This is a genomic window from Thalassolituus sp. UBA6592, assembly GCF_002433655.1.
GTDB lineage: Bacteria > Pseudomonadota > Gammaproteobacteria > Pseudomonadales > Oceanobacteraceae > Venatoribacter.
The window spans coordinates 5,017-28,765 of the sequence record NZ_DJIO01000091.1 but is presented as its reverse complement, the minus strand read 5'-3'; the positions used below and the strand labels follow the sequence as shown (position 1 = coordinate 28,765).

The 23,749-nt window shown below is 52.3% G+C and carries 22 protein-coding genes and 1 riboswitch; of the genes, 13 read left to right on the top strand and 9 right to left on the bottom strand.

Going from position 1 to position 23,749, the window contains the following annotated elements; genetic code table 11:
* The first annotated feature begins 43 nt into the window (after positions 1–43).
* Positions 44–1,744 (top strand): diguanylate cyclase domain-containing protein, encoded by a 1,701-nt coding sequence (locus B2Z72_RS08885; RefSeq protein ID WP_296981007.1) that lies wholly within the window; start codon positions 44–46, stop codon positions 1,742–1,744.
* 10 nt (positions 1,745–1,754) lie between these two features.
* Here the strand turns inward: B2Z72_RS08885 and B2Z72_RS08880 are convergent, their stop codons facing one another.
* Positions 1,755–3,644, bottom strand: a complete 1,890-nt coding sequence (locus B2Z72_RS08880; protein WP_296981008.1) for a putative bifunctional diguanylate cyclase/phosphodiesterase — start codon at positions 3,642–3,644, stop codon at positions 1,755–1,757.
* A gap of 243 nt (positions 3,645–3,887) precedes the next feature.
* Here B2Z72_RS08880 and B2Z72_RS08875 point away from each other — a divergent pair, with 243 nt between their 5' ends.
* From B2Z72_RS08875 to B2Z72_RS08855, 5 genes are all read left to right on the top strand, one after another.
* Entirely contained in the window at positions 3,888–5,108 is a 1,221-nt protein-coding gene (locus B2Z72_RS08875; RefSeq protein WP_296981009.1) for an acyl-CoA dehydrogenase family protein, read from the top strand.
* A 164-nt stretch (positions 5,109–5,272) separates the two neighbouring features.
* Entirely contained in the window at positions 5,273–6,133 is an 861-nt protein-coding gene (locus B2Z72_RS08870; protein WP_296981010.1) for an SDR family oxidoreductase, read from the top strand.
* Between the two features lies 1 nt (position 6,134).
* Positions 6,135–7,223 carry a phosphotransferase family protein gene (locus B2Z72_RS08865; RefSeq protein ID WP_296981012.1) on the top strand — a complete coding sequence of 363 codons (1,089 nt, stop codon included), beginning with the start codon at positions 6,135–6,137 and terminating at the stop codon, positions 7,221–7,223.
* Positions 7,224–7,919, top strand: coding sequence for a histidine phosphatase family protein (locus B2Z72_RS08860; RefSeq protein ID WP_296981013.1), 696 nt, complete (start codon positions 7,224–7,226; stop codon positions 7,917–7,919).
* Positions 7,920–7,971: 52 nt separating this feature from the next.
* Positions 7,972–8,757 carry an SDR family oxidoreductase gene (locus tag B2Z72_RS08855; RefSeq protein WP_296981015.1) on the top strand — a complete coding sequence of 262 codons (786 nt, stop codon included), beginning with the start codon at positions 7,972–7,974 and terminating at the stop codon, positions 8,755–8,757.
* Positions 8,758–9,029: 272 nt separating this feature from the next.
* Here B2Z72_RS08855 and B2Z72_RS08850 read toward each other — a convergent pair whose 3' ends face one another.
* The 7 genes from B2Z72_RS08850 to B2Z72_RS08820 all read right to left on the bottom strand — a co-directional run bounded on the left by B2Z72_RS08850 (position 9,030) and on the right by B2Z72_RS08820 (position 13,816).
* Positions 9,030–9,503, bottom strand: a complete 474-nt coding sequence (locus tag B2Z72_RS08850) for a hypothetical protein (protein ID WP_296981016.1) — start codon at positions 9,501–9,503, stop codon at positions 9,030–9,032.
* Positions 9,504–9,611: 108 nt separating this feature from the next.
* A complete protein-coding gene (locus B2Z72_RS08845) occupies positions 9,612–9,857 on the bottom strand; it encodes a hypothetical protein (protein ID WP_296981018.1) in 246 nt (81 codons plus the stop codon).
* A 107-nt stretch (positions 9,858–9,964) separates the two neighbouring features.
* On the bottom strand, positions 9,965–10,672 hold the full coding sequence (locus tag B2Z72_RS08840) for a hypothetical protein (protein ID WP_296981020.1): 708 nt from the start codon (positions 10,670–10,672) through the stop codon (positions 9,965–9,967).
* A 76-nt stretch (positions 10,673–10,748) separates the two neighbouring features.
* Positions 10,749–11,993 (bottom strand): hypothetical protein, encoded by a 1,245-nt coding sequence (locus tag B2Z72_RS08835; RefSeq protein WP_296981022.1) that lies wholly within the window; start codon positions 11,991–11,993, stop codon positions 10,749–10,751.
* Positions 11,994–12,271: 278 nt separating this feature from the next.
* Complete coding sequence (locus B2Z72_RS08830) at positions 12,272–12,814, bottom strand: DUF5677 domain-containing protein (protein ID WP_296981023.1); 543 nt, start codon at positions 12,812–12,814, stop codon at positions 12,272–12,274.
* A gap of 32 nt (positions 12,815–12,846) precedes the next feature.
* Complete coding sequence (locus B2Z72_RS08825) at positions 12,847–13,380, bottom strand: hypothetical protein (RefSeq protein ID WP_296981025.1); 534 nt, start codon at positions 13,378–13,380, stop codon at positions 12,847–12,849.
* A 37-nt stretch (positions 13,381–13,417) separates the two neighbouring features.
* On the bottom strand, positions 13,418–13,816 hold the full coding sequence (locus B2Z72_RS08820; protein WP_296981027.1) for a GFA family protein: 399 nt from the start codon (positions 13,814–13,816) through the stop codon (positions 13,418–13,420).
* A gap of 603 nt (positions 13,817–14,419) precedes the next feature.
* Between B2Z72_RS08820 and B2Z72_RS08815 the strand changes: the two genes are divergently transcribed.
* From B2Z72_RS08815 to B2Z72_RS08805, 3 genes are all read left to right on the top strand, one after another.
* Positions 14,420–15,091, top strand: coding sequence for a HupE/UreJ family protein (locus B2Z72_RS08815; protein ID WP_296981029.1), 672 nt, complete (start codon positions 14,420–14,422; stop codon positions 15,089–15,091).
* Between the two features lie 11 nt (positions 15,092–15,102).
* Positions 15,103–15,648 carry a hypothetical protein gene (locus B2Z72_RS08810; RefSeq protein ID WP_296981030.1) on the top strand — a complete coding sequence of 182 codons (546 nt, stop codon included), beginning with the start codon at positions 15,103–15,105 and terminating at the stop codon, positions 15,646–15,648.
* 479 nt (positions 15,649–16,127) lie between these two features.
* Positions 16,128–17,996 carry a sensor domain-containing diguanylate cyclase gene (locus B2Z72_RS08805; RefSeq protein WP_296981031.1) on the top strand — a complete coding sequence of 623 codons (1,869 nt, stop codon included), beginning with the start codon at positions 16,128–16,130 and terminating at the stop codon, positions 17,994–17,996.
* Positions 17,997–18,109: 113 nt separating this feature from the next.
* Here B2Z72_RS08805 and htpX read toward each other — a convergent pair whose 3' ends face one another.
* Positions 18,110–19,000, bottom strand: a complete 891-nt coding sequence (htpX, locus tag B2Z72_RS08800) for a protease HtpX (RefSeq protein WP_296981033.1) — start codon at positions 18,998–19,000, stop codon at positions 18,110–18,112.
* Positions 19,001–19,180: 180 nt separating this feature from the next.
* Positions 19,181–19,338, top strand: a riboswitch (TPP riboswitch).
* Positions 19,339–19,506: 168 nt separating this feature from the next.
* Here htpX and B2Z72_RS08795 point away from each other — a divergent pair.
* The 4 genes from B2Z72_RS08795 (at position 19,507) to B2Z72_RS08780 (ending at position 23,672) form a co-directional block, all read left to right on the top strand.
* Positions 19,507–21,582 (top strand): TonB-dependent receptor, encoded by a 2,076-nt coding sequence (locus tag B2Z72_RS08795; RefSeq protein WP_296981035.1) that lies wholly within the window; start codon positions 19,507–19,509, stop codon positions 21,580–21,582.
* 144 nt (positions 21,583–21,726) lie between these two features.
* Entirely contained in the window at positions 21,727–21,993 is a 267-nt protein-coding gene (locus tag B2Z72_RS08790) for a YkoF family thiamine/hydroxymethylpyrimidine-binding protein (RefSeq protein WP_296981036.1), read from the top strand.
* Between the two features lie 144 nt (positions 21,994–22,137).
* Positions 22,138–22,806: a nicotinamide riboside transporter PnuC gene (gene pnuC, locus B2Z72_RS08785; protein ID WP_296981038.1), complete on the top strand. Its 669-nt coding sequence runs from the start codon at positions 22,138–22,140 to the stop codon at positions 22,804–22,806.
* Entirely contained in the window at positions 22,803–23,672 is an 870-nt protein-coding gene (locus B2Z72_RS08780; protein WP_296981040.1) for a choline kinase family protein, read from the top strand. Before pnuC ends, B2Z72_RS08780 begins: the two co-directional genes overlap by 4 nt.
* Positions 23,673–23,749: the final 77 nt, after the last annotated feature.

The window sequence follows — 23,749 nt, the reverse complement described above, 5'->3', positions numbered from 1 at the left end:
TTTAGATATACTCCGCGCCACGAATGCTGTTACCGGGAATACAATGAACCTCAAACCAAGATTTATACTGCTCACCTGCATCCTGATGTTACTGGGTGGAGCCGGTGTCTGGTTTGCCGGACAGAAAATTGTCCTCGATATCGTTGAAGAGTGGTCGGTGCGCTATTTCTCAACCCAGGTAAAACTGGAGGAAGAGCGCTCACTGCAGCCGCTGATCCGCGAAGTTGCACTGGCGCGCCAGTTTGCCGATTCGCAAATACTGCGCGACTGGAGCCGCGATCCTGATAATACGGAAAAGAAGCAACGGGCACTGGCCGAAATGGAAGCCTTCCGCCAGAACTTTGCTGACCAGAGTTTCTTCGTCGCTCTGCTGGATTCCGGCGACTACTACCATAACAACGCCGCCAATGAATTTGCCGGTGCCGAGTACCGTTACACTCTGCACAGAGAAAATCCGGACGACAGCTGGTTCTACAGCATCATCGATCAGAACCGCGACATTCATCTGAATGTGAATCCGGATGTGCAGCTGGGTGTCACCAAACTCTGGATTGATATTCTGATGCGCGCTGACGACCGCATCCTTGGCGTGGTCGGTACCGGGCTGGATCTCAGCCAGTACATAGATCACATCGCCACCACCAACGAACCTGGCATCAGCAATATGCTGTTTGATCATCAGGGCGCCATTCAGATTTCCCACGACCTCAACCAGATCGACTTCAACAGCATCGCCAAAAACGAGTCTGAACAGAAAACCATCTGGCAGCTGATGGATACAGAGCGTGATAAACAGGCTGTGCGCCAGGCCATGGACAACAGCCAGCAGAACCCGGGCAAGGTGAGCAGTCTGTACCTGACTCACAGTGATAAGCAGTACCTCACCGGCATTATTTATCTGCCGGAAATCGACTGGTACGTTATGACTCTGCAGGATGTTGATCAGCTGGTGCCACTGAACACCTTCAGTGATCTGATTATTCTGGCTGCGGTTACGCTGGTCATTTTTCTGCTGCTGTTTAATCTGGCCTTCAACCGCCACATCCTGCGCCCTGTCGAAGACCTCGATCATGCCATCAGCGAGCTGCGCGATACCGGGCGTATCACGCCTCTGCCTGAACACAAAACCGGCGAAACCGGCCGTCTGATGCGTCACTTCAATAATATGGCGTTGCAGATTACCCGCCATCAGCAGGAGCTGGAGGAGCGCGTACAGCAACGTACGCAGGAGCTGGAAAAGCTGACCCAGACCGATCCGTTAACCGGTCTGCTTAACCGCCGCGGTATGCTGTTACACCTCACCCGCCATATGAACCGGCTGGAACGCGAGGACAAAAACTTCGGCATCCTGTGGATTGATATGGATAACTTTAAGGATGTGAATGACCGCTTCGGTCACGCCATCGGTGACCGTGCACTGGAAGCCACCGCCGATGCCATCCGCACCCATCTGCGCCTTTATGACTACGCTGCCCGCTGGGGCGGTGATGAGTTTCTGGTGCTGGTGAAAGCACCGGATGAAGATGTTCTGCATCAGCTGGGACAGCGTCTGTGTTACGTGCTGAGCCACACAGAATTGCCATTGGAGAACGCGTCAGTCGGCCTGTCGGCCAGTATCGGCGGCTGCTTTGTGCGCCAGGGCAGTTCGCTCAATACGGTACTGGCAGCAGGAGATAAAGCCTTGTACCAGGCGAAATCCTCAGGGCGCGGACACTATATTGCAGTAACCAGTCAGGAAAGCTGAGCGCAGCGGATCAGTCTTCGCGCGGGGCTGAATTGTGTTCTTCAATCCAGTGGATAAATTCCTGACTGACCCGTGCCGGTGACCAGTAATAGCCCTGTGCTTCGTGGCAGCCCATCTGCTGTAACTGTTGCAGGGTCAGTTCGTCTTCTACGCCTTCCGCTACTACCTGCATGTTTAGGCTGTCCGCCATCTGAATGATCGCCCGCACCAGTGGCCGGTCGCGGTCGGACTGCCCCAGATCAGACACAAACGACTTATCCACTTTCAGCCTTGATGCATTAAAACGCTGCAGATAACCGAGGTTGGAATAGCCGGTGCCGAAATCATCAATGGCAAAGCGCACCCCCAGCTGATGCAGTTCATCCATCTGCCGCTGCACGTGCACGCTTTCGCCAATCAGCATGGATTCAGTCAGCTCAAGTTCCAGCGCCGACGGCGGCAGGCCCGTTTCGTTGAGCACGGTTTTCACCTTGCCGGGCAGATCACCGTCGCGGAACTGCACGTAAGAAAGATTCACCGACACCGTCATATCCTGATGCCCCTGGCTGCGCCACTGAGCACAGGCAATACAGGACTCGCGCAGCACCCAATAACCGATATCGACGATAATGCCGGTACTCTCCGCCAGCGGAATAAAGTCCGCCGGCGATACAAAGGCACCGCTTCCCAGGCGCCAGCGGATCAGCGCTTCGGCGCCACAGACACTGCCGTTGCCAAGGCGGATCTGCGGCTGATACTGCACGGTGAACTCGCGGTTTTTCAGCGCATCGCGCAGGCTGGCCATCATGTTCAGCTTTTCTTTGCTGAGCCGTTTCATGCTGTCATCGTAAATACGGAAGATATGACGGCCATCATCCTTGGCCTGATACATCGCCAGGTCGGCGTGCTGGCACAGCTCGCTGAAGCTGGTGCCGTGCTGAGGCGCAAATGCCACCCCAACGGAAGCCGACACCTCGATCAGAGTATCCATAATAAAGAAAGGCCGGGTGGCAGCGTCGATCAGCGCCTGAGCCACTTGATTGATGCGTTTTTCCTCACCCGGGTTGAACGCCGTCAGCAGCAGAAACTCATCGCCGCCAAAGCGACACAGCACATCATCTTCGCCGATCAGCTTATTCATGCGTTCGGCCATCTGTCGCAGCAGGGTATCGCCGGCCGCATGACCGAGGGAGTCGTTCACCGGTTTGAAGTTATCCAGATCGAAGAACAGCATGGCCAGGCAACTTTTCTGCCGCCGGCAGATTTTAAACCTGTGCTCAAACTCCGCTTCCAGATAACGCCGGTTAGCCAGCCCGGTCAGCTGATCGACATTGGCCAGCGCGCCGATCAGATTTTCGTTCTCTTTTACCCGGCGGTTTTCCTCATGCAGAGAAATCATCAGCCGGCGCTGATCACGGATCAGAATGTAAGCACTGAACCCGGTCATGGCCAGAATCACATCGGCGAACACAATATGGCGGAAGCCCAACTCGTAATAGTAAGCCTCATGGAAACCGTAGAGGGTCATAAACCCCACCACAGTAGCGAACAGAATCATAAAGGAGAGCAGAGGGAAGAACAGCGAGCGTCCGCCGAGAATAGCCGAGAAGATCAGCACCGCCGGATAGGCCATTAACGCCATATCGCGTACCCCTTCCGATAACCACGCCAGCGCCGACAGAAACAGCGTCATAGCCCACAGAAACAGATTCACCGCGATGGTCAGCCGTTGCTTCCAGGCAAACCAGGCAACCACCACCAGCACGCCGATACCCACCACGATGTAATGCACGATGCGTGGATCAGCCACCACGGCGGCCAGCAACAGACCCAGTGCAGACAGGCCGCTGATCTGCAGTACCCGACGCGCTCTCTGCTGTTGGTCCTGCTCGTTAACCGGATACGGGATTCGTCTGAACATGGTGCGTTGTTAATCCTCTCAGGGCGAACCTGTCTCGCCGCAGTGCTGCGCATACGGAGCAACACACCCCGGCGTACAGCAGTACCTGAACATCAGTCTCTAATAATAGACACTGCGGAGGGATTATGGCGGCGGATAATCATTACCTATACGAATACATTGGTATTAAAAGTATTCATTTAATAAATAAAAATATTCCCCCTACACTCGCATCATCATTACAACAAACAGCACGAGGTCAGCATGGATTTCCAGCATTCCGCCAAAGCTCAGGATTACCTGAAGCGCGTCAAAGCCTTTATGAAGGAAGAAATTGAGCCGGTTGAAGAAGACTACCTGCGCGAGCTGCACAGTCTGGACAACAAATGGACCGTGCTGCCCATCATTGAAGAGCTGAAAGCCAAAGCCCGCGACGCAGGCCTGTGGAATATGTTTCTGCCGGATGAACACTTCGGTGCCGGTCTGAGCACGCTGGAATACGCCGCCGTCGCCGAGCTCACCGGACGTTCCTTTATTGCCCCGGAAATCTTTAACTGTAACGCACCGGACACCGGCAATATGGAAGTGCTGGAAAAATACGGCACGCCAGAGCAGCAGGAGCAATGGCTGACGCCTCTGCTGGCCGGTGAAATCCGCTCTGCTTTCTGTATGACGGAACCGGGTGTAGCCTCTTCTGACGCCACCAATATGGAAGCCACCGCCGTGGTTGAAGGTGACGAAGTGGTACTCAACGGCCGCAAATGGTGGAGCACCGGCGTTGGCCACCCGAACTGCAAAGTCGGCATTTTCATGGGCCTCACCAACCCGGATGCACCGCGCCATCAGCAGCATTCCATGGTGCTGTTCCCGTTCGATGCCCCCGGGGTAAAAATCGAACGTATGCTGCCGGTGTTTGGCTTTTACGATGAGCCTTACGGTCACGGCGAAGTCAGCTTCGACAACGTGCGCGTGCCGCTGAGCAATATGATCGCTGGTCCTGGCCGGGGGTTTGAAATTGCTCAGGGCCGCCTGGGGCCGGGCCGTATTCACCACTGTATGCGCTTAATCGGTATGGCGGAAAAAGCGCTGGAACTCATGTGTCAGCGTGCTGCCAGCCGTACCGCCTTCCATAAACCTCTGGTCAAGCTCGGCGGCAACGCCGATGTCATCGCCAATGCGCGGATGAACATCGAACAGGCACGCCTGCTGGTATTCAAAGCGGCATGGATGATCGACAAAGTCGGCGCCATGGGCGCCATGAGCGAAATCTCACAGATCAAAGTGATCGCGCCGAACATGGCACAGCAGATCATTGATGCTGCCATGCAGATGCACGGTGGTGGCGGCCTGTCAGGAGACTTCCCGCTTACTGGTCTGTTCACCGCTGCCCGCGCCCTGCGTCTGGCCGACGGTCCGGATGAAGTGCACCGCAAGCTGATCGCTAAGATCGAAATGATGAAATATAAGAAATTTATGGCGCAGTAAGCGCCCAGTGCGCCAGAACCTGAATCTGCTCAGGCCCGGGCTCAAACTCTGGCCCGGGCTCAGATACGAGCTTCGACTTCTGGCGCATTTGCCCCTTAACGGGCCATATGAATCACAATAATAATCGCAGCCATCAGGCTGCATTCGCATTTGAGGAACTCATAATGAAAAAAGTATTGATCACAGGTGCTGCCAGCGGTCTCGGTCGCGCCATGGCCCTGCGTTACGCCCGGGAAGGCGCCCATATCTGCATCGCTGACATCAACATGGAAGGCGCGGCAGAAACCCTCAGCATGGTCGAAAACGCTGGCGGCAAAGGCTGGATTCACGAGCTGGACGTACGCAGTGAAGAAGCCTGGAACCAGCTGCACCGTGAAGTCGTCAGCCGCTGGAACGGCATCGACATCGTGATCAATAATGCCGGCGTTGCCACCGGCGACCGTATCGAAGACGGTGACTGGGCCTGGTGGGACTGGATCATCGACATCAACCTCAAAGGCGTAGCACTGGGCTGCCGTACCTTCACCCCCATGATGAAACAACAGGGTCACGGCGCCTTCGTCAACGTGGCCTCGCTGGCCGGCCTGCTGAAAGCGCCGTCCATGTCCTCCTACAACGCCACCAAAGCCGCCGTAGTCGCGCTGTCAGAAACCATGCATTTTGAACTGATGCCGTACGGTATCGGTGTTACCGCTCTGTGCCCGGGTTTCTTCCGCACCAATCTTAATCACGGCATGAAAACCTCCGATCCGGACATGCTCAAGTTCGTCGATAAAGTATTTGAAGCCTCCGCTCTGGATGCTGACGACATCGCCGAAGCAGCTTATAAAGCGGTGCTGAAAAACGAGAAAATCTGCAATCCGCATCCTGCCGGCCGCCGTGCTTACTTTTTCAAAAAATACGTGCCCTTCCTGTTCAACAAAGGCATGCTGAAAATGGCCGAAGGCCTGAAGAAGCGCGAACAGCAGCGTAAGTCTTTCGCCACGGGCGACAGTCAGAGTGTGATGGGCAACGGGAAGGCCTGAGATGAGCGAGCAGTTTATTGATGAAGCCAAAGCACTGCGCGACAGCGATGCTTTCGATGTGCAGGCGGTGCATGACTGGCTGAAAAAAGAAGGTCACGATTACGGTGATGAGCTGCCGGCGGTAAAGCAATTTTCCGGCGGCGCATCCAACCTGACCTATCACCTGAAATACGCCGACCGCTTCGCCCACAACGATCTGATTCTGCGCCGCCCGCCCGCGGGCCATAAAGCCGCCGGTGCCCATGATATGAAGCGCGAATACAACACCATGGCGCGCCTCAAGCCGGTTTACCCTTATGTGCCGGAAATGATCGCTTTCTGCGAAGACCAGAGTGTCGTTGGCAGCGATTTTTACATTATGGAACGAATGCGCGGCATCATTCCCCGTGGCAACCTGCCGAAAGGCATGAAGCTGTCGGAGCAACAGGCACGCGATCTGTGCATTTCCGTATTCGATAAACTCATCGACCTGCATCAGGTGGATTATCAGGCAGCAGGTCTGGATGATCTGGGCAAAGGGGCCGGCTATGTGCAGCGTCAGGTCGAAGGCTGGAGCAGCCGTTACACCAAATCCCGCACCTGGAATGTGCCCGGCTTTAAAAAGACCATGAAATGGCTGCAGGCCAATATGCCAGCCGACGTAAAAACCTGCATTATCCACAACGATTACCGTATGGATAACGTAGTATTAAACCCGGATAACCCGGGAGAAATCATCGGCGTCCTCGACTGGGAAATGGCGACACTGGGCGATCCGTTAATGGACCTCGGTGGCGCACTGGCCTACTGGGTACAATCCGATGACGATAAACTGATGCAGTCCATCCGCCGCCAGCCCAGCCATCTGAGAGGCATGCTGACGCGCGAAGAAATTGTCAGCTATTACTGCGATAAAATGGGGCTGGATAAATCCCTGTGGCCATTTTACGAAGTATTCGGTCTGTTCCGTCTGGCCGTCATCGTGCAGCAGATTTATTACCGCTATCACCACAAGCAGACAGACAACCCTGCGTTTAAACACTTCTGGTTTTTCGTTCACTACCTGAACTGGCGCTGCAAAAAAATCATCCGGCAATCAGGTATGCGTTAAGTGGCGAGTATTTATTTAGTACGCCACGGACAGGCAGGCTTCGGCAAAATCAATTACGACCAGCTGTCTGACACAGGTCACATGCAGGGTGAACTGGTGGGTAAATCACTGGCCATGCGTGGGGTCGAAGCGCAGCTGGTGATTCATGGCAGTATGCAGCGCCATCGGGAAACCATGGAAGGTGCGCAGAAGTACTGGAAAAGTTACGGCCCGGTGCACGAAATGTCCGGCTTTAATGAATTCGATTCCGATGATGTCATCGCTTGCGCTTACCCGCAGTTTAAAAACAAGGCCGTATTAGGCGCGTGGATTATGGCACAGCCGAATAAACGCAAAGCCTTTCAGGAACTGTTTGCCAAAGCCGTAGAACGCTGGACAGCCGGCGCTGACGACGCAGACTATATCGAATCCTGGAGCGCCTTTACCACGCGCGTACGCGAGGCACTGCAACAGCTGCTGGAGCAGGCCAACGGCAGAAATGCCGTGGTATTTACCTCCGGCGGGCCGATAACCGCCATTGCCCAGCAATGCCTTGAGCTGAGTAATGGCAAAGCCTTCGACCTTAACTGGACACTGCTGAACGGTGGCATAACGCAACTGCTGTACAGCAGCTCCGGTGGCAAACTCAGCCTTGCCTCATTTAACGAACAACAACATCTGGCAGAAGCCGGAAAACATTTTCTGACCTATCGCTGAGCGATAAGATCAACATAACAGCACCAGCATAACAACAAACAGGAGCCCATCCATGACAACGCCAGGCAAAAACCCAGCAGAACTTTTTAACCTGACCGGTCGTGTCGCACTGGTTACCGGTGCCAGCCGTGGTATCGGCGAAGCCATCGCCAAACTGCTGGCTTCCAGCGGTGCCCATGTCATTGTATCCAGCCGTAAAATTGATGGCTGTCAGCGTGTCGCCGATGAAATTAAAGAAGCCGGCGGCAGTGCCGAAGCACTGGCCTGCCACATTGGTGAAATGGAACAGATCGAAGCCTGCTTTAACACCATCGAAGAAAAACACGGCAAACTCGATATCCTGATTAATAACGCCGCCGCCAACCCATACTTTGGCCACGTACTGGATACCGACCTCAGCGCCTTCCAGAAAACCGTGGACGTGAATATCCGTGGTTACTTTTTTATGTCCATCGCCGGCGGTAAATTAATGAAAAAAAATGGCGGCGGTTCCATCGTTAACGTCGCGTCTGTTAACGGTGTGGTACCGGGTGATATGCAGGGCATTTACTCCATCACCAAATCTGCCGTCATCGGCATGACCAAAACCTTCGCCAAAGAATGTGCGCAACTGGGTATTCGCGTAAATGCACTGCTGCCAGGTCTGACCGATACCAAATTCGCCAGCACTTTAACCAGCAACGATGCCATCCTGAAAATGGCGATGATGCACATCCCGATGAAGCGTGTCGCCATGCCGGAAGAAATGGCAGGTACCGTGCTGTATCTGGCGTCAGCTGCGTCGAGCTATACCACAGGGGCAGCAATTAATGTGGATGGTGGTTATTTGCTTGTTTGATCGGGTGATCAGCCTGGCAGGACTGGGGTATGGTGGGCACAGCCCGCCGTCCAGTCGGGTGCCAGCTGTGTGTTTCTGGCCAGTAACGCAGGGTAGGGTGGGCTCCGCCCACCAATGAATCTGTTGCCAGCTATGCTGGGAGGCGCCGCTCGAAGCCGGGGAAAACCGAGTCCGCAAAGCCGTTTTTCAAAAATTACTGACATGGATGTCTTGCTAGGCTTCCCAAAAGCAGAGGCGGCATGGCCGTCCCAGCATGCCTTTGCTTGTTGTACTCATCTACTGCCAGCTTTTCCGGCTTCGAGAATGGGAAGACCTGCTTCAGTAGGAATATAAATTCGTTCTCCTGAGCCATCCTGAAGTCCCTTAATCCATATGTATCTAAGGTACTCCTCATTATCCTTGAGGGACTCACCAATAATACGATTTGCCTCAGCGGTTGCTTTCGCCCGTTCAATGTCAGCAGCACCCTCGGCCTTAGCTCTGACGATCTGAGCTTCGCCCTCTGCCTGAGCTAGAGTAACTCTGGCCTTTGCTTGCATTAGTGAAGCCTGCTCTCGCGCTTTCGCTTCTTCGATCAATATTTGCTTTGACCACTCAGCCTCTTTTAATGCAGCCTGACCATTAAGCTCTTGCTTGTAAACCTTATATTTTGGCCATAGCCACAAACTCAATACTATGATAATCACAAATGCGATGAACAGGAAAATGACGGAGCCGAAAGCCAGGGCTTGTCTGTTGTTATGCATATTTCTTTGGTTTCCTTTTACTCATTGAGTACAACGCCCGGCCTTGGGGCCATGCTTTTTGCGCGTCCCGCCACGTTTTTCAGTGGCCTCAACGGCCGCTTGTTATGTTTATACTGCTGAAATTGGCACTTCTGTTGGTTCATAGCAAAGAAAGTTTTCAAAGCAGTCACAAGGGAGTATTTGACCGTACTCAGCAACGATCATGCCTTTAATTTCAGTAGAATTGTTTCGTTCAATCAAAGCCCAGCCGACCATCGGCACTAGCCCTTCATGCCCATCAAATCTTGCCGCCCACTTTCCAGGTGGCATCATTGAAATAATCTTAAAATCGTATACCTTGTAACCTCTGTTCAATACCTTAATCCTTCTTCAAGACTACTACTGACCATGCAAAAACATAACGCCCGCAACACCGGAAAAATTGGAGCGTAGCGGAAATTTTATCCGTTTGATTGCGTTTGTTATGCATTTTCATCACTCGGAAGTTTTACTTCCAACTGTGCATTAATTTCGCACACTTTGCACTGCATAGTAATATCACTAATGTCACCAATGTTTAATATCAGAGGATCAGTTCCTGCAATACCTGTATCAAAAGAAAATCTATATTCTTTTTGATGCTTATATTCTTCTCGCTTTCTAAAAATAGATTCCACTTCTGAGAAAGAACCATTGAATCTGGTAGGATCATAATATTCAACCAACCCTGCATTAAGCTCATAATTGTTGGATCTTACTGCTGCTTTAACTCGCTCAATAAATTTAGTTACATTGGTGACTATGACGGCGTACTCGCCAAGATTCTTACATTCTTCAGGGATAGAGATTTGCTTCTTGAAGTCATCTATCGTTTCTTCAGAAATTTCTTCAAACTCACCACTATGAGCTGCATAAATACAAAAAACATTTAGGTGATCATGCCAGTTCATCTGAGTCATTACTGGACCAGCAAGATCGGTAATGACTCTGCCATTGATTTTTAGGCGTATTTGATCTGATTGATGCCAGCCAACAACACCTTCGTGCTTATCACCTCGGTTGGCTGATTCATCTTCTTCATATTTTCTAAAAAAAGAAAGCCGATTCGAGAACAACTTTCCTTTTATGAAATCTTCAGCATATTCTTTCTTATCAAATACTTTCACGAAGAAAAATATAGTTCTACTCATCGTAGCTCCTTATGATGCATAACGCCGCCAGCAGGGGCTGGAGCACGCAGTGCGGAAGTCCCTCTGGCTGGCTTTGTTATGCATTTGAATCATGGTAGATATCAAATACATAGACACGTAATTGAATTAGGCGACTATCGTCGTCTTTAGACATAAACTCAAAGTGCCACTCTCCCTCACCAACATCTTTTACGTATTTTTTAAAGCGAGGATGAGACTTCAATATTTCTGGAGTTTTCTCCAGTAGCTCGGTGAATTTCTTGTTATGTTTATTGAATATAATCACTGAGGCTTTGCAATCTCGCCATGTAAGGTATCCAAGTAGTTGGTCTATAGCCTTGCTAAGTTCGGAAGCACCTCGCCATACTTTACATTCAGCGATAAATGCCGCTCTATTATCGCTCTCAATTTTTATATCTGTTTTGCCTAACTTCCTGAAAGCTTCGCCAGAGGCTGCGCCTTTATAATGCCCATTCAGATGCGCAAGAATGATGTCCCGAAGTTCTTCTTCGTCGTGAACGGCATAAGTTTTTGGTGTAGCCTCAAAGGTCGCACCTTCATGCCGGATAACTGAGAGTATATGCTCATAATCCTCCACTGTTATACCAGGCTCTGCCGCATAGCCAGATTGAGGTGGCGGAGGTAAAGGCTTCACTAATTTCTTTTTAATATCGATAGGTTTGAAACTAGGCGCAGAATTGTTCCTTTTCATTGAGATATTAAGAAAGTCAGCAAGACCGTCATGCTTGTTTAGTCTCTCTCTCCTAGCTTCTACGAGCCTTCTAACATTTACCTCAAGTGCTTGGTTATGCCCTTCAATCTGTGACGATTGGCTATTGATATAGAATCTAACTCCATCAAGGACGTCATCAAGGTGTGCTTTTATTTGTTGTTGAGGGTCATCGGCTGGTTGCTGAATGACAATATCCAGATAGCCAACACCATCCCTATTGGGCAAGCGAATATCCCCATGTGGAATAGTCGATCTCCACTGGTTTGGCTTTAACTTCCACAGTGAAGGGTCACCCGTATATGGGATTGATATGGTAACTTTAATTCCCGGAATCATTATTGGACCACTATCACCGAAAGGGTTTCGGTTGCGATTATGGCTTACATCTACTCTGACTTCTTGCTGATCCATTTCTGCTCTATCTTCATAGAGTTCTAATGGGGTGACATATAAGTCATTTACAATGTGGGCAACCAGATCATCGATTGGAGTCGCTAAAAATTGGTCTTGATGGATAGCGTCAACTTTATCTTTGGCTGATTTGGCGTGATTATCTAAGGTTGCGCTTAAATCGCCATCCCAAAACAAAGTGTTTTCCCTGCCTCTTCTATACATCTACTTTTGTACTCCGTGTTTATGCATAACGCCCGCATTTGGGGCCGACTGAAAGGAGGTCCAAAGCCGCGTAGCGGCTGATCAATATGCGCTTGTTAGATGCCTTTCTCTGCTTCAAGCTTTTCATCATTTTTTACAATCCAGTTTTCGAGGCTCTCGAACTCCGCTGGCCACACATTGTTGTACTCTTCTTCAAATACCTTCAAGAACTCTATAGTTAAGGCTTCCAAGCCTTCACCATGCAGTTCATGTCATCTGTTTTCGAATACCGTTTCATACTCTTCCTCGTTCACGCGGGAGTAGCCAAAGCAAACACCTTCAAAGTTGGGATGGGCGCTTTCGCAGAGTTCGGTATAGATGGCAAATATTCCGGGATATTTCTTCTCGCACCATTTTTGAAGGATTGTATGCGTGACGTTGATAGCTACGTGGCTGGTGCTTTCGTTTTTTGACCCAAGCATTAACTGCGTTGTAAGTGCTGAGAAATCGTTGAAAGTTTCAACGCCCTCAATGACCAGCTGCATTTTCTGATTCAGGTAAATGAGTATGCCGGTGGTTTCAATCGTACTGCGAAGTAGGATTCTTGCCCCTAAGACATGGCCCGCCTTCGAAAGCACAACCATTTGATTGAGTAGATCAGTTACACGCCAGAACGTGAGTTCCCTTAGCACTATTGCTCGATAAGTAGCTTTCCATTTGTGGGCTGTGGGATTCCTACTGTAAAGCCCGCCAAGCTCAATTTTTGGGCACAGTGACGCATTCCAAACGTCCAATACTTTTGCAACCATCTCCATGTCTATTCGCGATCCTATTTGCTTCTAACGCCTCAATAACCGGCGCAGCTTTGCTGCGTCCGGCGCCGAAGGCGCGTAGTTAATTGACTTGTTAGGTGAAACACGGCTAGCAAATACGCAAATATGAATGCCACCAATAATGTGTGGTCTCCGAGTAGTACAGACTCGGTTAGCGACACATCTAAGTTAGCCAGAAAAAGCATAAAGTCGAAAAACACTAAAGCCAAGATTGACGACAGGAAGAGCTTTTTACCCAATAAGCCGCCAAGCAAACTCACAACAAATGCAGATAGGCCGAGCAGGACAGCAAAACTGCTATCTCCGCCGCTGCTTAAAAGCTCGTTACTATAGATGACTCGATTCTCGGCTTGTACTAATAGACCGCCGAGATACCAATGCACAGCGGCACAAGCCAACAATACGATAGATAAAATTATGGTAATGGCTCGATTCACTGATTCACCTAACGCCGCGTTAATGGGCAGGCACTGCGGAGGAATTTTTGGTGTAAACTGGCGCGAAGCGACATACACCAAAAAGGCCGCAGTAGTGACTGTCCAGCCCAACTTGTTGGGCGATCATTGAACGCCTTGTTATGTGATTTCATCTCCCTGGTTCCCACTCATCGTAAGTAGGTATTGCTGAGGTGTAGTTTAACCAAGGAACTTCATGTGAAGACCAAATTCTGAATTCCGGTATTTTACCAGGGTCTTCATCAAGAGTTGCTACCCTCAAGACTAGAACTGAACTTCCCTTCTTTTCTTTAATCAAGTGAGTTCCACACTTTGAACAAAAATACCTTATTTTTCCTGGCGACGATTCAAATTTAGAAAGCAGCGATTCTCCTTTTAACCATCGAAAATTGCTACTTTGAACTCCCGATGCCGTATTGAACGCTGCAGCATGTGCTTTTCTGCACGTATTACAAGAACAATGCTGAATCGGTGAATCTAGTTCACTAACTTCATATTCTATTTCGCCGCAGAGACAACTACCTTTCATGATGCGTCCTCAGTACTTTTCACACATAACAGTTTATTCGTGCGCATGCGCGTTTTGACGCTATGCCTTTCTTCCCTACTTTCACTCTAACCTATTGTTTAATCTCGCAGAAGTCTGATTGTTAACATTTCAATCAGGAGTATAAACACGCGTGCGCGTTTACATACCGCAGCATTGAACCCCGTTGCGCACTATCAACCCGGTAACAACCAGTAAGCTATTGATTACCCGTCATTTTTATTCAAAGCCTGTGTCAAAACGCGCATGCGCGTTTTGTTCTTTTCGTCTGTAAACGTGCAAGAAATCATCAGAGCGCAGGTGAAACGCCCATGTCAGCAAGCTCTGAAAATCGGCTTTGCGGACTCGGTTTTCCCCGGCTTCGAGTGGCGCCAGTTAACCAGGCGATAATCCGGCCTTCAGAGCAAAGTCCTGCCCAGCGCAGCTGGCCTCAGACCCATAACACCAAAGTACCCCTCCATCTCCACCCTAAAGCCGCTACCCAATCCACGCCCGCCTGCTATGGTTCTCAGATAACCCAAAGACCAATCCCTGCTTATGCTGATACCACTGCATCCCCTAACCAGACTGCTGACGCTGATCATCATGCCCGCTCTGCTGGCCGCACTACTACTGGCCACCGGCACTGTTCTCGCCCATGGCGTTGATGACAATACCCGGGCGTTTCTGCAGCAGAACAGCGGCATGCAGCTGATGCCTTTTATCTACATCGGCGCCAAACACATGATCACGGGTTACGATCATCTGTTGTTTCTGCTGGGTGTGTTGTTCTTTATTTTCCGCCGCCGCGAGGTACTGCTGTACGTCAGTATGTTTACGCTTGGCCACAGCCTTACCCTGCTGTTGGGTGTGCTCAGTAATATTCAGGTAAACGCTTATCTGATCGACGCCATTATCAGTCTGTCGGTGGTGTACAAGGGCTTTGATAATCTCGGTGGCTTTCAGCGCCTGTTCGGCCACCAGCCGGATACCCGTTTAGCTGTGCTGATCTTCGGGCTGTTTCACGGCTTTGGCCTGGCCACCAAGCTGCAGGAGTTTCAGCTGCCGGATGACGGTCTGCTGCCCAATCTGCTGGCGTTTAATTTGGGTGTGGAGCTGGGTCAGCTGCTGGCATTGCTGGTGATTCTGGGTGTCATCAATCTGCTGCGCAGTACGCGCCTGTTTATGCCGCTGGCAGTCAGTACCAACACGCTGCTGATCAGTGCCGGGCTGATGCTCACGGCATATCAGCTTACTGGCTATATCCTGTATTCCTGAGGAAGTAATTTATGTCATCACAGACCCTGCATCTGACTACAGCCTCCCTGTTGCGTACCAGTATCCTTGCTTCATTGCTGGCCGGTGTGATCATTGTGCTGTTTATCCTGCCGGCGGAGTACAACCTTGATCCCACAGGGCTGGGCGAAAAAATGGGACTGACAGCCCTTGCTCAGGAAACGCAGAACTCTGCTGTGTCATCCACCAGCGACACAGATTCCGGCACACAACAAAGCAGCGGCCAGCAGCTGATTACCCTGTCCCTGGCTGCCGGTGAAGACCGCGAGTTTAAAGTGCTGATGCAACAGTACGATAAGCTGAATTACGAGTGGGTAGCCTATGGAGCACCCGTGTATGTAGACCTGCACGGCGAACCCGCCGGGGACACCACTGGATATTTCGAGAGCTATACGGTGGCCACCGCAGACAATATGAAGGGCAGTTTTACCGCGCCGTTCGCCGGTACCCATGGCTGGTACTTTAATAACACTTCTTCATCGCCGATCGAAATCAGGCTTGCGTTGCGCGGCCAGTACCAGTTACCGGCAACTCACTGACCGGCTCAGGCTTCGGGCGGCATAGGTTTTTGACGCCAGTCAGATCGGAGTAAAGCGCAAAACAGCCCGACACAGCTGGCAACCGACCAACCAATTCATTGGTGGGCCGAGCCCACCCTACTCTGCGTTACTTGCAAGGAATACTGGTAACCAAAGGCAGCTGACGCTATACAAAGCTCCGGGTGATTTGCATTCCCACGCAGGAGCGTGGGAACGAGACGCCAACCTTGCCCAGCGCAGCTGGCAACTGGCAACTGGCAACTGGCAACTGGCAACTGGAGTAGTCAACTTTCCCCATTCGACCTTCAACATACACATTCCACATACGATTCAAGTCATCGACATTGCTGCCGATTTATATTCCCCGGCAGGAAAGTCTGCCGGAAGCCTCAGACAGGGTTACACTGAAGATGAGGCCGTGATTCCGTAGTACGCAATCCTCATGACCCTCTGTTTCACTGCCAACCAGGGACACCGGAATGCAAAGGTCGGCAACACCTCTGAGCTTTCTGCTAGTGCTGATGCTTTCGTTGCTATCAGTGCCCGCCGCTGCCGCTGCGATTTTGCTCAATGGTGGCAACGCCTATCACCGCGTTGCACCGGAGCAGATGGACTATCTGTTTGGTTATCAGGATTTATCAGCCGAAGCTGTGTTCGCGTCAGGCAGTGAGCTGCCCTGGCAAACCGCCACAAGCCTGCTGCTGGATCCGGCGGTCAGTGACGACGCTGCGTGGGTCAGAATCCGGCTGCATAACCCGACTCAACAGAATATGCAGCGTTTACTGGAAATTCAGTGGGTCAATCTGGATCAGGTGCAGCTGTATCAGCGTGATAATCAGGCCTATGCCAGCCCGTCGCAGTCAGGGGGTGCGGTTTCAGCGCCTTCTGTCTCTTCCTCTGGCCCGGCAGCGAATGGTGTCAGTCTGAATGCGCCGGCTTTTTTGTTTCCTGTCGAAGCCAGAGCAGAGCAGACCACGGAAGTGCTGTTGCGGATATCTACTCACCACATGTATCTGTTGCCCATTTATCTTTGGCAGGACGAAGCCTTCGAGCGCTATAAGCTGGGCTATTACTCGCTGTACGGTGTGTTCTTCGGCGCCTTACTGGCCATGCTGTTTTATAACCTGTTCCTGTGGATTTTTATCCGCGACCGCAACTACCTGCTTTACTGCATCTACCTGGCCACCACCTTCGGCTACATTCTTGCCGCCACCGGTATTGGCAAACAATTGCTCTGGTCTGACTCTGCCTGGCTGCAACACTCTGCTTATGCGCTGTTCGCCGCCATCGTATTCTTTTCAGCCAGTGTTTTTATCACCAGCTTCCTGCGTCTCTGGCAACGTGAACGCTGGATGCTGTATCTCGCTGTGCTGACCGGCGGCTATTGGCTGATTGAGATTATCGCCCATCTGACAGGTATGGCCTGGTCCCCTGAGATCACCAATGTCTGTGCATTACTGACCTCATTTTTTGCGCTCGCCATTACCATCCGGCTGGCGCTGCAGGGGGACCGAATTGCCATTACCTTTGCCGTTGCCTGGTTCTTTCTGATCGGCAGCACCATCATTCTGATGCTGATGATTATGAGCGTCGTGCCGCAGAATTTTGTCACACAACATATCCAGACCGTGGGCTTTCTGCTGGAAGCGATTCTGATCTCGATAGCCCTGGCCCAACGCATCAATCGTGAACGCTATCTGCGGGGCAGGGCTCAGCAGGAACTGCTGGCGCTGCAGTCACGTACCAACCGCGAGCTGGAACAAAAAGTCAGAGAGCGTACCGATGCCCTGGAAAACCTGACCAAACAGCTGTCGCACAGCAATGATGAACTGCAGCAGCTGAGCATGACCGACGCCCTCACCGAATTGCAGAACCGCCGCTGCTTTGATGTTGTTCTGCAGCAGGAAATCACGCGCTCACGGGTTAAGACCTCGCCCTTTGCCCTGATCCTTGCCGATATTGATCACTTCAAACAATTTAACGATAGCCATGGCCATGTCGCCGGAGATGAATGTCTGCGCCGCGTCGCGCAGGTTTTCCGCGCCCATACCCGGGTGAACACAGACTGCGCCGCACGTTACGGCGGTGAAGAATTTGCCATTATTCTGCCCGGGATGAGTGAGGACGAAGCCAGACAAAAAGCGGAAGTTATCCGCCAGGCGGTCGCAGACCTTGATATACGGATTCACCAACAAACGCACAAGGTCACCATCAGCATGGGGGTCACCAGTCTGATTGCAGACGAGCGACTGCAGCCAGATCAACTGACAGCCATGGCCGACCAGGCCCTTTATCAGGCGAAGCAGGCGGGCAGAAACCGGGTGAATGTTTACGCCCGGGAAGACTGATTCTGGTGGCTGTATTGAGTGCAGCTGCTTCCACCGACAGTCAGACAGACACAAACAGCGGGCACAAAAAAGCCGGGCAGTGCCCGGCTTCTGCTGTTTAAGCGGATCAGCTATCAGCGTGCACCGTAACGTTCACGCAGGGCGTTGATACGCACATCCAGCGGCGGGTGAGTGGAGAACAGCGCCGCGAATTTACCTTCACCACGGATACCGAACGCCACCAGCTCACCGTTCAGTTCACTTGGCTGATCATAGCTCTGCTGCAGGGCAGCCAGCGCGCTGATCATCGCCGTTGGTGACACCAGATCGGCACCGGCCTGGTCGGCGCGGAATTCCCGGCGACGGCTGAACCAGGCAACGATAGTGGAGGCCAGAATACCCAGCACTATCTCGGCGATAATGGTGGTCACGAAGAAGGCGATACCCGGGCCGTTTTCATTTTTGAATACAGCTTTATCCACAAAGTTACCGATGATGCGGGCGAAGAACATCACAAAGGCGTTCACCACACCCTGAATCAGCGCCAGGGTAATCATATCGCCGTTGGCTACGTGGCCGATCTCATGGCCAAGTACCGCTTTTACCTGTTCTTTATCCATGCGCTGCAGCAGGCCGGTCGACACAGCCACCAGCGCGTTATTACGGTTCCAGCCGGTGGCAAAGGCATTCGGTGCAGGGGAGGAGAAGATACCCACTTCCGGCATACCGATACCGGCTTTATCCGACAGTTCTTTCACCGTGCTCAGCAGCCATTGCTCGCCTGAGTTCTGCGGCTGATCAATGATCTGTACCCGCATGCCCCATTTGGCCATAGTTTTGGACAGCAGCAGCGACACCACAGAGCCGGCCATACCAAATACCAGACAGAACACCAGCAGGTTGCCCAGATTCAGACCTGTGCCACTGCTTTGCAGGTAACTGCCTACACCCAGCAGCGACAGGGTAATACTGGCGACAAAAATCACCGCCAGGTTAGTGGCAAGAAACAACACAATACGCAGCATGCGCAAATCCTCGTTCATAAATAGGGAATAAATCGTCAGACACCAGAATTGGTGTTTTTACGCCGCTTTTCAAGATGCGCTGAGTGAAAAAAAGTGTAAGGGCAGCTGCCATTTTGACAGTGGATCGTGAGTCAGCGCGGAGCAGACGCTGGGCATCAGTGACATTTTCGGTATAATCGGCCCCGTCCCAGGGGGTGGCGCTGCTGCAAAGTCTGACAGCGCCTGAGATGCCGGGCAGTTTGCTGCACTCAGTTGTGAAAATAGCTGATGCAGTAAATGGCGAACCCCTAGAACCTGATCCGGTTAGTACCGGCGTAGGAATGGGGGCGGTTTGTTCAGGTGGTCAGGCATGTATATGCCTTATCAAGGCTGATGCTGTCATGTACATCAGTTTGATAACACCTGAGGCTTATCTTAAACCGCATCACAATCGAGAGACGGCTCTGCGCCGTCCCTACGCAAGTAGCCGGGTCTTTTCTTAATGCTCTATCTAAGGAACGACCCTGATGAAACACAACGCTTTATCCCTGCTGTGCCTCGCAGCGCCCCTGTCGCTTTCGCTTCACGCTGACGAAGCAGCCCTCGACACCCAGACCGTCACCGCGGATTTCCGCAACACCGATGTGCAGCAGATTCCTGAAGCCGTGACTGTGGTTGGTCAGGCACAAATGGAAGCGCGCTCCGCCGAACATCTGGAGCAGGTGCTGAGCTTCGCTCCCAACGTTAATTTCGCTTCCGGTGCCGCCCGTGGCCGTTATTTCCAGATCCGCGGTATCGGTGAACGCAGCCAGTTTGTTGACCCGGTTAATCCGTCGGTGGGCGTACTGATCGACGGCATCGACATGACAGGTTTAGGTGCCGCAGCCACCTTATTCGACGTACAACAGGTAGAAATTCTGCGCGGCCCGCAGGGCACCCGTTTTGGTGCCAATGCCCTGGCCGGCATGATCAACATCACCAGTGCTGCGCCGACCAAAGACGTCAGCGGTTATGTCGCCGCCAAAGCCGGTAACTATGCCTCTTACGGCCTGGGCGGTGCCGTATCCGGCAGCCTCAGTGATTCGCTGCAGGCGCGCATTGCGGTGCACGGCTTTGAATCCGACGGCTATATGGAAAACGATTTCCTCAATAAAGACGACACCCAGAATTACGATGAGAAAATCGCCCGCGCCAAATTCAGCTGGCAGCCGAATGCCAGTGGCGATGTAACGCTGACCATGCTGTATGCCGATATCGACAACGGCTACGACGCCTTCACTTTTGACAACAGCCGCCACACGCTGTCCGACGAGCCGGGCAAAGACAGCCAGGACACCAGCGCGTTCTCGCTGGCGTGGAATCAGGATATTAATTCCGCCCTGCGTTTTGAAAGTACCATAAGCGCCAGCAACAGCAGCGCCGAATACAGCTACGACGAAGACTGGGCTTATGTGGGCATGCACCCGGATGAGTATTCATCCTTCGACCAATACCTGCGTGATTTTGACCGCAACAGCGTCGATCTGCGTCTGTTGTCCGGGGTCGACGGGCGTATTTTCGCCGACACCACCGACTGGGTTATCGGTGTTTACAGCATGACCCGCGGCGAAGATATGAAGCGCAATTACACCTACAACGCTGGTCAGTACCGCAGCGAACTGGATATCACATCGTCTTCTGTTTATGGCGAACTGAAAACCTGGTTCTCGCCGTCGTGGAGCCTGACCTACGGTCTGCGCGCTGAGCAATGGAAGAATGATTTTAAAGATAACGCCGGCATCGACGACGATACCAACGAAACGCTGTACGGCGGCAAAGTGGTGCTGGAAGGTCTGCTGGCCAACGATCATCTGGCGTATCTGTCGTTGGCGCGCGGTTACAAAGCCGGGGGCATCAACACCGACCCGGATATTTCCGAAGACAACCGCAGCTTTGATACCGAGTTTAATAACACGCTGGAACTGGGGCTGAAGTCATCGCTGCTGAGCAACAGCCTGCACACCCGTGTCGCAGCGTTTTATATCCAGCGTAAAGACCAGCAGGTGAAAAGCTCTTACGCCATTCAGAATGACGACAACAGCATCACCTTCCAGGATTATCTGGCTAACGCCGCCGAAGGCCGTAACTACGGTCTGGAACTGGAAAGCAGCTGGGATCTCAGCGACCGTCTGAACTGGGCCTTCAGCTACGGCTGGCTGCAGACCGAATTCGTTGATTACCACTACGACACCAGCGATGGTGAATTCAATAAAGACGGCCGCGCTCAGTCTCATGCGCCTGAGTACAGTCTGGCCACCGCCGTCAGTTATGACCTCACCAGCCGTCTGTCACTGCGGGTGGAAAGCGAAGCCAAAGACAGCTTCTATTTTTCTGACAGCCACGACGAGCAATCAAAATCCTACGTGCTGTGGCACGCCCGCATGGCCTACAAACTGAATCAGCTGGAGCTGGCCCTGAGCGGCCGCAACCTGACCGATAAAGATGTGGAAACCCGCGGCTTTGGTGGTTTTGGTAACGACCCGCGTGATGGCTATACCGAACACAGATACGTACAGCTGGGCGAACCACGCACAGTAATGGCGGAAGCAAAATACGCGTTTTAAACACGTAGGGTGCGCTCCGCGCACCACAATTTAAACGCTGGACGCATCTTGCTCATCCGAAATAACTCGTAGGGTGCGCACCGCGCACCAGAATTTTACAGCCGGGCAACCAATATCTGCCCGGCAAACCCGGAGATACAAACCATGGAAATTTCAGCAGAAATCAGCAAATACCCATTAGCCGATGATTACATTCCCTACATCAAAGGCTTTATCGACCGCCTGAATAACGTCGAAGGTTTAACCGTTGTCGGTAACACCATGAGCACCCAGATTTTTGGCGACTACGATCTGGTGATGGATACCTTAAAAACCGAAATTAAAAACAGCTGGGAAGAATTTGGTAAATCCATTTTCGTGGTGAAATACATCGGCCGCAATCTCGACCCGGCACTGAAACCCCACGGCTGATTTTCGCACGCCAGGGTCGTAGGGTGGGCTTGCCCACCATGACTCTCGCAGACTGAGCTCTTGTTGCAAGCTGAGCTCATTTCGCAGAGCGAAGGTTCGTAGGGTGGGCTTGCCCACCGCAATCGCATCAACAGGTAACCCGATATGGACACAATTTTAACCGGCATAGAACAGGCCGCAGCGGCTATGAGCCTCTGGGAAATCATTGCTGTGGCGCTGGGCGTTGCCTACCTGCTGCTGGCCATGAAGCAGAATATTCTGTGCTGGTACGCGGCCTTTTTCAGCACCGCCATTTTTATCTGGCTGTTCTGGGATGTCAGCCTGGTGATGGATTCCGCCCTCAACGTCTACTACCTGATCATGGCAGTGTACGGTTGGTGGCAATGGCGCAGTGGTGTCAGCAAACCCGAGTTGCCGATCAGTGTGTGGTCGCTGCCAAAACATGCGGTGGTGATTGCGGTGGTGATTCTCGCCAGCCTGATCAGCGGCTGGTTGCTCAGCAACTATACCTCTGCAGCTTACCCTTACTGGGATTCCTTCACCACCTGGGGCGCTGTGGTCACCACCTATATGGTGGCGAAAAAGGTACTGGAAAACTGGCTCTACTGGATTGTTATCGATACCATCGCCGGCGTTCTTTACTTCAATAAAGAGCTGTATTTAACCTCGGCGCTGATGGTGCTGTACGTCATTCTGGTCGTCATTGGCTGGTTCCGCTGGCTGCCGCAATACCGCAGTCAGCAGAGCGCAGAAGATTCCGGTGAAAAGCTGGCCACTCCGGCGGCCTGGCAGGTGGGTGAAAAACTTCCTTGATCGATCATATTCTGGCCGACTGGCCACTGTGGGGACTGAGTACCTCGGCACCGGCGGCCAATCAGGTGCGCTCGTTACCGGGCGGCCTGACCAATCACTGCTTTCTGTTAACGCTGAACGGAGCGGACTATGTGCTGCGCGTCGAAGGACGCAACTCCGCCGCGCTGGATATTAACCGCAACGCAGAATTCGCCATTCACCAGATGGCCGCCGATCTGCAGCTGACGCCGCCGGTGTTATTCCGTTCAGCAGAAAAGCATTACTGGATCCGCCCCTATATTCATGGCCGTACCCTGCGCTCGCAGGATTTAACGCCACCGGTACTGAAACAGATGCTGCAGCAACTGCACGCCCTGCATCAGCTGACGCTGCCCGCTGATATACAACATGCTGTACCGCGCCTGAGCATCACCGACAAAGCCAGTTACTACTGGAATATGCTCGCCGCCCAGGGCATCTCACATCAGATACTGAATATGCGCGCCAGACTGCAACAGGCCATGAGCGTGATGCCCGATGAACGTCTGTGCCTGTGCCACATGGACCCGCTGCCGGCTAACTGGATTGAACAGGATGGCACACTGACACTGCTCGATTGGGAGTACGCCGCACTTGGGCATCCGTTGTGGGATATTGCTGCGCTGCTGCAGGCGGCCAATGTGAATGCTCAAGAGCAACAGCATCTGCTGCAGGAAGTGATTGCGGGCAAAAAGAATAAAGGTTGGGATCAGAGCTGGCAGCAGGCTAACCGCCAGATGCAGTATCTGACGGCGCTATGGTATGGCGCCCAGGGAATGTGGAGCGCGCGCGAGCTGCAGGCCAGTCTCAGTGCTCTGCTGAACGACGCACCAGCAGCTTATTCATAAACTCCGCCGGATCTTTCTGCAGCGCCATTTCGCCACCGGTCTGCTGCTGAATACGGCGGGGCAGCAGACGGCTAAGC

Excerpts from the sequence above, each read along its gene's own strand:
- B2Z72_RS08885 (WP_296981007.1), top strand. The coding sequence starts at position 44 with ATGAACCTCAAACCAAGATTTATACTGCTCACCTGCATCCTGATGTTA.
- B2Z72_RS08880 (WP_296981008.1), bottom strand. The coding sequence starts at position 3,644 with ATGTTCAGACGAATCCCGTATCCGGTTAACGAGCAGGACCAACAGCAG.
- B2Z72_RS08875 (WP_296981009.1), top strand. The coding sequence starts at position 3,888 with ATGGATTTCCAGCATTCCGCCAAAGCTCAGGATTACCTGAAGCGCGTC.
- B2Z72_RS08870 (WP_296981010.1), top strand. The coding sequence starts at position 5,273 with ATGAAAAAAGTATTGATCACAGGTGCTGCCAGCGGTCTCGGTCGCGCC.
- B2Z72_RS08865 (WP_296981012.1), top strand. The coding sequence starts at position 6,135 with ATGAGCGAGCAGTTTATTGATGAAGCCAAAGCACTGCGCGACAGCGAT.
- B2Z72_RS08855 (WP_296981015.1), top strand. The coding sequence starts at position 7,972 with ATGACAACGCCAGGCAAAAACCCAGCAGAACTTTTTAACCTGACCGGT.
- B2Z72_RS08850 (WP_296981016.1), bottom strand. The coding sequence starts at position 9,503 with ATGCATAACAACAGACAAGCCCTGGCTTTCGGCTCCGTCATTTTCCTG.
- B2Z72_RS08840 (WP_296981020.1), bottom strand. The coding sequence starts at position 10,672 with ATGAGTAGAACTATATTTTTCTTCGTGAAAGTATTTGATAAGAAAGAA.
- B2Z72_RS08830 (WP_296981023.1), bottom strand. The coding sequence starts at position 12,814 with ATGGAGATGGTTGCAAAAGTATTGGACGTTTGGAATGCGTCACTGTGC.
- B2Z72_RS08820 (WP_296981027.1), bottom strand. The coding sequence starts at position 13,816 with ATGAAAGGTAGTTGTCTCTGCGGCGAAATAGAATATGAAGTTAGTGAA.
- B2Z72_RS08815 (WP_296981029.1), top strand. The coding sequence starts at position 14,420 with ATGCCCGCTCTGCTGGCCGCACTACTACTGGCCACCGGCACTGTTCTC.
- B2Z72_RS08810 (WP_296981030.1), top strand. The coding sequence starts at position 15,103 with ATGTCATCACAGACCCTGCATCTGACTACAGCCTCCCTGTTGCGTACC.
- B2Z72_RS08805 (WP_296981031.1), top strand. The coding sequence starts at position 16,128 with ATGCAAAGGTCGGCAACACCTCTGAGCTTTCTGCTAGTGCTGATGCTT.
- htpX (WP_296981033.1), bottom strand. The coding sequence starts at position 19,000 with ATGCTGCGTATTGTGTTGTTTCTTGCCACTAACCTGGCGGTGATTTTT.
- B2Z72_RS08795 (WP_296981035.1), top strand. The coding sequence starts at position 19,507 with ATGAAACACAACGCTTTATCCCTGCTGTGCCTCGCAGCGCCCCTGTCG.
- B2Z72_RS08790 (WP_296981036.1), top strand. The coding sequence starts at position 21,727 with ATGGAAATTTCAGCAGAAATCAGCAAATACCCATTAGCCGATGATTAC.
- pnuC (WP_296981038.1), top strand. The coding sequence starts at position 22,138 with ATGGACACAATTTTAACCGGCATAGAACAGGCCGCAGCGGCTATGAGC.